10 protein-coding genes are annotated in these 9727 nt (G+C 71.7%); 2 read left to right on the top strand and 8 right to left on the bottom strand.

Going from position 1 to position 9727, the window contains the following annotated elements; genetic code table 11:
• The 4 genes from CSR00_RS28240 to rimP form a co-directional block, all read right to left on the bottom strand.
• Positions 1-457, bottom strand: a 457-nt coding sequence (locus CSR00_RS28240; protein ID WP_176562310.1) for a translation initiation factor IF-2 N-terminal domain-containing protein, incomplete at its 3' end; no start/stop codon positions are given.
• A 101-nt stretch (positions 458-558) separates the two neighbouring features.
• Entirely contained in the window at positions 559-795 is a 237-nt protein-coding gene (locus CSR00_RS28235) for a DUF448 domain-containing protein (RefSeq protein WP_328514781.1), read from the bottom strand.
• Between the two features lie 152 nt (positions 796-947).
• On the bottom strand, positions 948-2027 hold the full coding sequence (gene nusA, locus CSR00_RS28230; RefSeq protein WP_099025683.1) for a transcription termination factor NusA: 1080 nt from the start codon (positions 2025-2027) through the stop codon (positions 948-950).
• Positions 2017-2595 carry a ribosome maturation factor RimP gene (gene rimP / locus CSR00_RS28225; protein WP_099025682.1) on the bottom strand — a complete coding sequence of 193 codons (579 nt, stop codon included), beginning with the start codon at positions 2593-2595 and terminating at the stop codon, positions 2017-2019. The genes nusA and rimP overlap by 11 nt, the downstream gene beginning before the upstream one ends.
• 226 nt (positions 2596-2821) lie before the next feature.
• Between rimP and CSR00_RS28220 the strand changes: the two genes are divergently transcribed.
• Both CSR00_RS28220 and CSR00_RS28215 read left to right on the top strand, forming a co-directional pair.
• A complete protein-coding gene (locus tag CSR00_RS28220; protein WP_328514780.1) occupies positions 2822-3361 on the top strand; it encodes a hypothetical protein in 540 nt (179 codons plus the stop codon).
• On the top strand, positions 3358-3837 hold the full coding sequence (locus tag CSR00_RS28215; protein WP_099025681.1) for a ferritin-like domain-containing protein: 480 nt from the start codon (positions 3358-3360) through the stop codon (positions 3835-3837). Before CSR00_RS28220 ends, CSR00_RS28215 begins: the two co-directional genes overlap by 4 nt.
• An 18-nt stretch (positions 3838-3855) precedes the next feature.
• Here CSR00_RS28215 and CSR00_RS28210 read toward each other — a convergent pair whose 3' ends face one another.
• From CSR00_RS28210 to cobA, 4 genes are all read right to left on the bottom strand, one after another.
• Complete coding sequence (locus CSR00_RS28210) at positions 3856-5601, bottom strand: proline--tRNA ligase (protein ID WP_099025680.1); 1746 nt, start codon at positions 5599-5601, stop codon at positions 3856-3858.
• A 97-nt stretch (positions 5602-5698) separates the two neighbouring features.
• A complete protein-coding gene (locus CSR00_RS28205) occupies positions 5699-7183 on the bottom strand; it encodes an MFS transporter (protein WP_099025679.1) in 1485 nt (494 codons plus the stop codon).
• A gap of 69 nt (positions 7184-7252) precedes the next feature.
• The gene (locus CSR00_RS28200) at positions 7253-8851 is read right to left on the bottom strand and encodes an MFS transporter (RefSeq protein ID WP_099025678.1); all 1599 of its coding nucleotides are present in this window, start codon (positions 8849-8851) and stop codon (positions 7253-7255) included.
• 33 nt (positions 8852-8884) lie between these two features.
• Positions 8885-9727: uroporphyrinogen-III C-methyltransferase (cobA, locus tag CSR00_RS28195; RefSeq protein WP_141564513.1), on the bottom strand; the 843-nt coding region annotated here is incomplete at its 5' end.

Genomic DNA, 9727 nt, shown 5'->3' with positions numbered 1-9727 from the left:
GGGTGGGGCCGGGACGGGACTGACCCGGGGTGGGCGGGGCCGCCGGCTGGTTGACCGGCTGATTGATCGAGGCCGCCGGCGACTGGCCGGGCTGGGCCGGCGGCTGCGTGGGCGGAGCCGGCGGGCTGGCCGGGGCCGGCGCAGCCGGCTTCGGGGCGCCGGGTTTGGGTCCCGGCGTGGCCGACGGACCGCCGGCGGCGGCTCCGGGCCGGGGCGCTGCCGGTGCGGCGGCCGCTCCGTTGCCGGCGGCCTTGCCGGGCGCGGCGCCGGATGCCGGCTTCTTCTCGGCGGTCTTACCGCCACCGAAGGATTCGCGCAGTCGGCGGGCCACCGGGGCCTCCACCGTCGACGACGCGGACTTGACGAACTCGCCCTGCTCGCTCAGGCGCGCGAGAACTTGTTTGCTTGTGACACCGAGTTCCTTAGCCAACTCGTGTACACGGGCCTTACCTGCCACTACATCTCCTGTCTAGAGGCGACAGCGGTGGTCGGCGCCGCGCCTCGGGTTTAGCTATGACGCATGGTCATCGGGACTTCACGGTGTGCTCATGTTCTTCGCTACCTGTTCTGTTCTGGGGTGACCGGTCCGTCGGCGCCGTCGGTGACGCCGAAGTGCCCGAGCACCGCCGAGTTGTCCGGCGAGCCGGTGATCCGCAACGCTCGCGCGAAGGCCCGCCGCCGGATCGCCGCGCGCAGACACTGCGGGTCGGGATGCAGCCACGCACCCCGCCCCGGAAGGTTACCGGTCATGTCAACGACCGTGGCAAAACTGCCGTCGTCGTCGCGGACCGCCACCACGCGCAACAAGTGGGCGGCCAGCTCTCGCTTCCGGCAACCGATGCAGGTACGCACCGGTCCCGAACACTCGCGCTGGATCACTGCTCAGTCTACCGTCACCGGGTCCGGACTCTAAACCAGCCGTTCAGGTATCCGCTTTCGCTCCGCGGCTACCCGCGGGCGGCCCCGTGGGCGGTCCCCGGCCCGGGGTGGTCGGGATGGTGTTCACCGTGGGCCCCCACCTCGGGGTCCCCGTCCGCGCCGGCCTCGGCATCGCTGCGGATGTCGATGCGCCAGCCGGTCAGCCGCGCCGCCAGCCGGGCGTTCTGGCCCTCCTTGCCGATCGCCAGTGACAGCTGGAAGTCCGGGACCACCACCCGGGCGGCACGCGCCTGGGCGTCGATGACGGTCACCGAGACCACCTTCGCCGGGGACAGCGCGTTGGCCACGAAGCGGGCCGGGTCCTCGTCGTAGTCGATGATGTCGATCTTCTCGCCGGACAGCTCGCTCATCACGTTGCGCACCCGCTGGCCCATCGGACCGATACAGGCACCCTTGGCGTTGAGCCCCGGAACGCGGCTGGCGACGGCGATCTTCGACCGGTGACCGGCCTCGCGCGCGACCGCGACGATCTCGACCGACCCGTCGACGATCTCCGGCACCTCCAGCGAGAACAGCTTGCGCACCAGGTTGGGGTGGGTCCGCGACAGCCTGATCTGGGGTTCGCGTACGCCGCGGGTGACCCCCAGCACGAAACAGCGCAGCCGGTCGCCGTGCTCGTAGCGCTCACCGGGGACCTGCTCGGAGGCCGGGATGACACCCTCGGAGAACTTGGTCTCACTGCCCATCCGCAGCACGACCTCGCCGCGCGCGTTGGCCCGCGCGTCGCGCTGGATGACGCCGGCGACGATGTCGCCCTCGCGGGCGGAGAACTCGCCGTAGATCTTCTCGTTCTCGGCGTCGCGGAACCGCTGCAGCATGACCTGACGGGCCGTCGTCGCGGCCACCCGGCCGAATCCCTCCGGGGTGTCGTCCCATTCGCTGATCACCCGACCGTCGTCGTCGAGCTCGCGGGCCAGCACCCGGACCTCACCGGTCTTGCGGTCGATGTCGATGCTCGCCTCGGGCTGATGGCCCTCGGTGTGCCGGTAGGCCGTCAACAACGCGGACTTGATGGTCTCCAGCAGCTCGCCCTCCGGAATACCCCGGTCGACCTCGATGGCGTGCAGCGCCGCCATGTCAATGTTCATGCTTGGGCCTCCGTTCCCCCGCTTCGGTCGCGTCGGTGACGACGGCGCCCGGACAGCCCGCCAACTCCAGCTCGCGCTGACTTGGCGGGGAAAACTCAACTTGGACAACAGCTTTAGCGATATCACCGAGTGCCACCGGACGCACCGACAGGTCGCCGGGTTTGCGGCCGCGCACCACCAGCGACAGGGTTCCGTCGGCCAGTTCGCCGACCCGGCCGATCAGCTGCGAGCCGTCGGTCAGCCGCACCTCCACGCGCCGCCCCCGGGCCCGGCGGAAGTGCTTGTCACGGGTCAGCGGGCGCTCCACCCCCGGTGAGGTCACCTCCAGCACGTAGTCGTCGGCCACGCCCGGCAGCGCATCGAGCAGCTCCGACGAGCGGCGCGAGAGCCCGGCGATGGCGTCGAGATCCAGCGCGTCGTCCCCGTCGGCGATCACGGTGATGCGCGGTGGGCGGAGGCCCGGATCGACGGCCACATCCTCGATCTCGTAGCCGGCGCGCGTGAACTCCCCACCGAGTAGCTCGATCACCTCGTGCGGTGCGGGCAGTCCCCTGGACCGCTCAGTCACGGCGAGCTCCTCATCTTGAGTTGTTCTTCTCGGACACTTCGCGGGGCAGCCGCGGAAGAGCCCCGCGGAGCACCCGCGGAACTGCCCACCCACGATACGCCAGTGACGACCGCCACAACCCCGAACGAGGGCGGCCGTGGGGCGGCCCGCCCCGGCGTGGCCGCACCCGGCGCACCGGGCGACCCGTTCGGCTCCCGCCGCCGGTGCCAATGGCAGGATTGTCGCCGTGCCCGCCGTCACACCCCCCGCCGACAGAACCTTCCGCCGGCGCGACGTGCTGGTCGGTGCCGGCGGGCTGGCCCTGCTGGCGGTCACCACGGCGACGGCGGCCGGCTGCGGGGCCGACGAACCCCCGAAGGTCGACGACCTGCAGTCGCAGCTGGACCTCGCCGAATCCGACTCCGAGCTGGCCCGCCGGGCCGCCGACGGGGCTCCGGCACCCCTGGTCACGCCGCTGACGCAGGTGTCCTCCGAGCGCGCGGCGCACGCCCGCGCCCTGGCCGAGGAGATCGCCCGCGCCGCCGGCACCACCGTGGCCGCCGACACGGCGAGCCCGGCAGCCGGCACCACGACCACGACGACCGCCGAGCCCGGCCCTCCCCCGCTGGTGACCGAGGTGATCGGCGCCCTGAAGAACTCCGCCGCCAGTGCCGAGGCGCTGGCCGTACGGCTCTCCGGCTACCGGGCCGGGCTGCTCGGCTCGATCGCGGCGTCGTGCATGTCCTCGGCGACCGTCGGGCTCGAGATCCCCGGGCGGGCCTCATGACCACACCGGCGCCGGTCCCGGAACGCCCCGAGGACCCGCAGGCCGCGGCCCTCTACGACGCGGTGGCCACCGAGCACGCGACGATCTACGGCTACGGCCTCGTCTCGGCCCACGCCAGCCCCGGTCTCAACAGCCTGGTCTCCGAGGCGATGGCCGAACACCGTGACCAGCGGGAGGCCGCGATGGCCCTGCTGGACTCGATGGCGGTGACACCGCCGCTGCCGGCGCCCGGCTACCGGCTGCCGCTGGAGGTCGACGAACCCGCGCAGGCCGCCAAGCTGGCCATCCAGATGGAGGACGACACGGCGGCGGCGTGGCGGGCGGTGCTCGAGCAGGCCACCCCGGGGACACCCGGCGACGACGCCCGGCGGCTGGCCGTGCCGGCACTGACCACCAGCGCGGTGCTCGGGGCCCGCTGGAAGCGCGTCGCCAAGATGTGGCCGGTCACCCAGGCGTTCCCCGGCGGCGCCGACTGAACCGGGTGCCCCGGAGGGTCAGCCCAGCGCCGCCGCGATCGTCGTGGCCGCCTCGTCGACCGGCACCTCGCGGGTCTCGCCGCTGAACCGGTTGCGCAGTTCCACCACGCCGTTGGCCCAGCCGCGGCCCACCACGACGATCCACGGCACCCCGAGCAGTTCGGCGTCCTTGAACTTCACCCCCGGGGAGGCCTGCCGGTCGTCGAGCAGGAGGTCGAGACCGAGCCGGTCCAGGTCGGCGGCCAGCTCGAGGGCTCCGCTGCGGGCCTGGGCGTCCTTGTTGGCGATCACCAGATGCACGTCGAACGGGGCGACCGCCGCGGGCCAGCGCAGGCCCAGCTCGTCGTGGTGCTGCTCGGCGATGACCGCGACCAGCCGCGACACACCCACCCCGTAGGAGCCCATGGTCAGCCGCACCGGCTTGCCGTCCTCGCCGAGCACGTCGGCGGTGAACGCGTCGGTGTACTTGCGGCCGAGCTGGAAGATGTGGCCGATCTCGATACCCCGGGCGCTCACCAGCGGCCCGGCCCCGTCGGGCGAGGGGTCCCCGTCACGCACGTCGGCGGCCTCGATGGTGCCGTCGGGGGTGAAGTCGCGCCCGGCGACCAGACCCACGACGTGCTTGCCGGGGATGTCGGCACCGGTGATCCACGCCGTGCCGGGGCTGATCCGGGGGTCGACCAGGTAGCGGACCCCGTTCTGCTGCAGCGCCTTCGGGCCGATGTAGCCCTTGACCAGGAACGGGTAGCGGGCGAAGTCCTCCTCGCCGAGCAGCGCGTAGTCGGCCGGTTCGAGGGCGGCGCCCAGCCGCTTCTCGTCGACCTCGCGGTCCCCGGGGACCCCGACGGCCAGCAGTTCCCAGTCCTCGTCACCGGGCTGGCGCACCTTGAGCAGAACGTTCTTCAGCGTGTCCGCGGCGGTGACCTCCCATCCCAGACCGGCGCCGTTGGCCCAGTCCACCAGCGTGGCGATGGTCGGGGTGTCCCCGGTGTGGTGCACCACGGCCTCGGGCAGGCCGTCGGTCGGCAGCGCCTCGGGCTCGGCGGTGACCACGGCCTCGACGTTGGCGGCGTACCCGGATTCCAGGCAGCGCACGAAGGTGTCCTCGCCGACCTCGCTTTCGGCCAGGAACTCCTCGGAGGCGCTGCCGCCCATGGCCCCGGACACCGCCGAGACGATCACGTAGCGCACGTCGAGCCGGCCGAAGATCTTCTGATAGGCCTCACGGTGGGCGTGGTAGGCGTTCTTGAGCCCGCCGTCGTCGATGTCGAAGGAGTACGAGTCCTTCATGATGAACTCGCGTCCGCGCAGGATCCCGGCCCGCGGCCGGGCCTCGTCGCGGTACTTGGTCTGGATCTGGAACAGGATCAGCGGGAAGTCCTTGTAGGAGGAGTACTCGCCCTTGACCGTCAGGGTGAACAACTCCTCGTGGGTGGGGCCCAGCAGGTAGTCGTTGCCGCGGCGGTCCTGCAGCCGAAACAGGTTCTCGCCGTATTCGGTCCAGCGGCCGGTGGTTTCGTACGGGCCGCGCGGCAGCAGCGCCGGGAACAGGATCTCCTGGCCGCCGATGGCCACCATCTCCTCGCGGACCACCTGCTCGATCCTGCGCAGCACCCGCAGGCCCAGCGGCAGCCAGCTGTACAGCCCGGGCGCGATGGGCCGGATGTACCCGGCCCGGATCAGCAGCTTGTGGCTGGGGACCTCGGCGTCGGCGGGGTCGTCCCGGAGAGTGCGCAGGAACAGTTCCGACATACGGGTGATCACAGCCGGCAAGCTTAGCCAGCCGTCGCGGGCCGGCGGCACGCAGCCGGCACGCGGCCGGCCCCCGGCACGCCGGGGGCCGGCCGCCACCGGTGCGCGGCTACAGTTCGCCGGCCTCCACGGCCTCGCGGGTGTGCTGGGCGCGCGCGATGTCGCGGGCCGAGTAGCCGATGAACAGCGCGGCCGCCCCGACGAGCACCGCGATCGCGGCCACCCACAGCAGCGAGTACGTGTAGCCGTGCCCGAGCGCGTCGAGCTGGGCGGGTGTCATGTCCTTGACCGGGCCCGTGGTGCCGCCCAGGTACAGCGTCCGCGAGGTCTGCACGGCCTGGATGACCACGAGCACCAGCGGGCCGCCCAGATTGAACACCATCAGGGTGATCGACGACACCGGCCCGACCTCCCGCGGGCCCACGTTGGCCAGGGTGCACAGCGGCAGGATCACCGAGATCAGACCGATCCCGACACCGCCGACGACGATCGGGGCGAACAGGTCGGGGAAGTACGGGATGCTGCGGTCCAGGGTGGATCCGTAGAGCATGGCGGCCAGCACCAGCGCGCCGCCGCCGAGGATCAGCCAGCGCGGCGCGAGCACCGGCGCCAGCCGGGTGGCCAGCACGTTGCCCACCACGAAGGCCAACGCGAACGGCATGAAGGAGATGCCGGCGCGCAGCGGCGAGTAGCCCAGCACGTCCTGGACCAGCAGGCCGATCATCACGCTCAGCGTCAGCATCACCCCGCCGGCCAGGAAGTACGCCGCGAACGAGGCGACCCGGTTGCGGGAGTCGAACACCGAGAACGGCACCAGCGGATTGTCGGCGCTGCGTTCGACGAACAGGAACGCGACGAAGAACACCACGGCGGCGACCGCGGCCCCGGTCACCCACGGGTCGATCCAGCCCCGCGGCGGCCCCTGGGTGAACACCAGCACCGCGGCCGTGCAGCCCAGGGTGGCCAGCAGCGCACCGCTGATGTCGAGTTTGAGTCGTTCGTGCCGGGTCTCGGCCAGCCGGGTCACCGCGATGGCGATGATGACGATGCCGATCGGCACGTTGACCAGGAAGGCCAGCCGCCACGACACCACGGTCATCGCGCCCCCGAGCACCAGCCCCAGCACCGAGCCCAGTCCCTGCATGGCCGCCGACACGGCCATCGCCCGATTGCGGGCGTGCCCGACCGCGTAGGTGGTGGCGATCAGCGCCAGACCGGTCGGGGCGGCCACCGCCGCGCCCACCCCCTGCACCGCGCGCGCCACGATCAGCGTCCACTGCTCGGTGGCCAGGCCGCAGACCAGCGAGGCCAGGGTGAACACCCCGACCCCGGAGATGAAGGCCCGTTTGTGCCCGATGGCGTCGCCGACCCGGCCGCCCAGCAGCAGCAGACCGCCGAAGGTCAGCACGTAGGCGGTGATCACCCAGCTCTTGGCGGCGTCGGACAGGTCCAGTTCGGCCTGCATCCGCGGCAACGCGACGATGACGATCGTGCCGTCCAGCGTCGACATGAGCTGCATGCCGGTGATCGCGACGATGGCGATCCCGACGACGCTGTCGGACAACCGGGCGGCGGCGCGATCTCCGACGGACATGGGTCTGACCCTACCGAGGGGTCAGGACTGGGTCAGGACCGCAGCCGTGCGCCCGGGCGGTGCGGGGTTCTACAGCTCCCCGGCGTCGATGGCGTCCTTGACCTCCTGGGCGTGGGCGACCTGCTCGGCAGTGTAGCCGATGAACAGCGCCGCACCGCCGACGAGGACCGCCACCGCGGCCACCCACAGCAGCCCGTAGGTGTAGCCGGCGTCCAGGGCGGCCAACTGCGCGTCGTTCATGTTCTTCACCGGGCCGGTGGTCCCGCCCAGATACAGCGTGCGCGAGGTGATGACGGCCTGGATGACGGCCAGCACCACCGGCCCGCCCAGGTTCTGCAGCATCAGCGCGATCGCCGAGACCGGCCCGATCTGGTCGAACCCGACTCCGGCGATCGCCGAGACCGTCAGCGGCACCACGATCATCCCGATCCCGAACCCGCCGACGACGATCGGCAGCACCAGGTTGGGGAAGTACGGGATCCCGCCGTTGAGGGTGGAGCCGTAGATCATCGCTGCGAGCACCAGGATGCCCCCACCGATCACCAGCAGCCGCGGCGGCAGGATCGAGACCAGATGGGAGGACAGGCCCAGCCCGACACCCAGCGCGATCACGAACGGGATGAAGCCGATCCCCGCCTTCAGGGCGCTGTAGCCCATGATGTCCTGCACGTACAGGCCGATGAGCACGGTCAGCGTGAACATCACGCCGCCGGCCAGGAAGATCGCGGCGAAGGTGGCCACCCGGTTGCGTTCGCGGAACAGGCTGAACGGCACGACCGGGTTCTCCGCGGTGCGCTCGACGAGCACGAACGCGCCCAGGAACACCAGCGCCGCCAGGCCCGACCCCACGGTGAGCGGGGTCAGCCAGCCGTTCTCCGGGCCCTGGGAGAATCCGAACACCGCGGCGGTGCAGCCCAGTGTGGCCAGCAGCGCGCCCGCGGCGTCGAGCTTCATCCGTTCCCGCTGGGTCTCCCGCAGCACCGTGCGGGCCAGGTAGACCACGAGCAGCCCGATGGGCACGTTCACCAGGAACGCCAACCGCCAGGAGACCTCGGTCAGCGCGCCGCCGACCACCAGGCCCATCACCGAGCCGACGCCGGTCATCGCGGCGAACACGGCGGTGGCGGCGTTGCGGGCCGGGCCCTTGGGGAAGGTGGTGGCCACCAGCGCCAGGCCGGTGGGGCTGGCGATGGCCGCGCCCACCCCCTGCAGCAGCCGGGCGATCACGAGCGTGGCCTCGTCCCAGGCCACACCGCACAGGATCGAGGCGATGGTGAACAGCGCGACACCGACGATGAAGGTGCGCTTGCGTCCGATGGTGTCGCCCAGCCGGCCGCCGAGCAGCATCAGCCCGCCGAAGGTGAGCACGTAGGCGGTGATCACCCAGCTGCGGCCGGCGTCCGACAGCGCCAGTTCGTCCTGGATGCGGGGCAGCGCGACGATGGCGATGGTGCTGTCCATGGTGGCCAGCAGCTGCATACCGCCGATGGCCACCACGGCCGCGATGAACCGGCGCGAGGGCAGCCACCCGGGATAGACCCGGCCGCTGCGGCCCCGCGACTGGGTCTGCGACCGGGCCGGCGCCTCGTCCTGCCGCTGTGGCAGCGCGCGTCGCGGTCGCGCCGCACGGTCGGACACCGCGCGCTCCGCGTCGTTGAGAGCCGTCATAACGGGCTACCCTACAGTAATATTAAGAGGTCTTTAAGCTCGGTTTGGTCTCGACGGCTCCCCGGGCTCCCCCGCCCCCGCGCCGACGCCGACAACAGCGCCGATGACGATGATCGCGGGCGGACGGATGCCCTCCGAGCGCACCGCCTCGGGCGCGGCGGCCAGTGTGGTGTGCAGGACCCGTTCGGCGGCCGTGCTGCCCTGCTGAACCACCAGCACCGGCGTTTCCGCAGGTCGTCCGCCTTTCAGCAGCGCCGCGGCGAACAGTTCGATGCGCTCGACGGCCATCATCAGCACGATCGTGCCCGTCATCGCCGCCAGCGCATTCCAGTTCACCAACGACTCGGGGTGATCGGGGGCAACATGGCCGCTGACCACCACGAACTCGTGGTTGACCGCCCGGTGGGTGACCGGCACCCCGGCCAGCGCCGGGACACCGATGGCGCTGGTGATGCCGGGTACCACTGTGACCTGGATCCCGGCGGCGGCGCAGGCGAGAACTTCCTCATAGCCACGGGCGAACACGAACGGGTCGCCCCCCTTGAGGCGCACGACGAACTGCCCGGCGCGGGCCCGGTTTATAAGAACCTCGTTAATCGCTTCCTGCGCCATCGCCCGGCCGTAGGGGATCTTCGATGCGTCGATCACCTCCACGTGCGGCGGCAGCTCGGCCAACAGCTCCGGCGGGGCCAGGCGGTCGGCCACCACGACGTCGGCGCGCGCCAGCAGCCGGCGCCCCCGCACCGTGATCAGCTCCGGATCTCCCGGTCCGCCGCCGACGAGCGCCACGCTTCCCATCTGCTCGGCCCCGCCCTCGCGTCCCGTCTGCTCGGCCCCGCCCCGGCCGCCCGCCCGAAGGTCCACCGGCACCGAGCC

Origin of the sequence: Mycolicibacterium palauense (genome assembly GCF_002592005.1) — a bacterium.
GTDB lineage: Bacteria > Actinomycetota > Actinomycetes > Mycobacteriales > Mycobacteriaceae > Mycobacterium > Mycobacterium palauense.
Note: the sequence above shows the minus strand (reverse complement) of the source record. Positions and strands in the feature narration are given on the sequence as shown.

What these genes read in the sequence shown, in the direction of transcription:
- nusA (WP_099025683.1), bottom strand. Translation starts at nt 2,027, where the DNA reads ATGAACATTGACATGGCGGCGCTGCACGCCATCGAGGTCGACCGGGGT.
- CSR00_RS28215 (WP_099025681.1), top strand. Translation starts at nt 3,358, where the DNA reads ATGACCACACCGGCGCCGGTCCCGGAACGCCCCGAGGACCCGCAGGCC.
- CSR00_RS28205 (WP_099025679.1), bottom strand. Translation starts at nt 7,183, where the DNA reads ATGTCCGTCGGAGATCGCGCCGCCGCCCGGTTGTCCGACAGCGTCGTC.
- CSR00_RS28200 (WP_099025678.1), bottom strand. Translation starts at nt 8,851, where the DNA reads ATGACGGCTCTCAACGACGCGGAGCGCGCGGTGTCCGACCGTGCGGCG.